Below are 734 nucleotides of genomic sequence, written 5' to 3'. Positions count from 1 at the left end.
CCAAACTTACGCGTTCTCGATGCATGCTCTGCTCCCGGCGGAAAAACATGCGCCATGCTCGAAGCTGAACCGTCATTAGACGTCACTGCCTTAGACCAAGATGCGAAACGCTTAGTGCGAGTCGAAGAAAATCTTGCTCGCTTGGGATTGAAGGCCAACACGATTGCAAGTTCTGCTGAAGATTTAACGCGTTGGTATGATAATCAACCCTTCGATCGTATTCTTCTCGATGCGCCATGTAGTGCAACAGGTGTGATTCGTAGGCACCCTGACATTAAATTACTGAGAGATCCATCAGACCTCAAGAAACTCGCAGAACTGCAGCTACACTTACTAACAAGTCTTTGGAAAACGCTCAAACCTGGTGGCAAGCTGGTCTATGCAACATGCTCAATTTTCCCGCAGGAAAATGCACGCATCATAGAACGCTTTTTAGCTTCAGAACCGAGTACGACCTTACTTCCCATTGAAAGCGATTGGGGAGAAGACACTGGATATGGCAAACAGCTATTTCCCTCAGAGCAAGGACACGATGGGTTCTTCTACGCTTTGTTAACAAAAGATACTAAGTAACGGCGTTTTACACGCAGCATACGCAATTTAGGCATGCACTGTTTATGAAAATCATTATTGTGGGCGCAGGACAAGTAGGCGGAACGCTTGCTGAAAACCTTGAGATTGAAGCCAACGATATCACCGTGATTGACCCTGACAATCAACGTTTATCTGAATTA

At 45.9% G+C, this 734-nt stretch carries 2 protein-coding genes; both read left to right on the top strand.

Translation table 11 applies throughout. The features are described 5' to 3' along the window. Positions 1 to 573: methyltransferase domain-containing protein (locus A3739_RS27245; protein WP_156502897.1), on the top strand; the 573-nt coding region annotated here is incomplete at its 5' end. A 44-nt stretch (positions 574 to 617) separates the two neighbouring features. Further along, positions 618 to 734: NAD-binding protein (locus A3739_RS28505; protein WP_156502896.1), on the top strand; the 117-nt coding region annotated here is incomplete at its 3' end.

Source organism: Oleiphilus sp. HI0067 (assembly GCF_001635735.1).
Note: the sequence above shows the minus strand (reverse complement) of the source record. Positions and strands in the feature narration are given on the sequence as shown.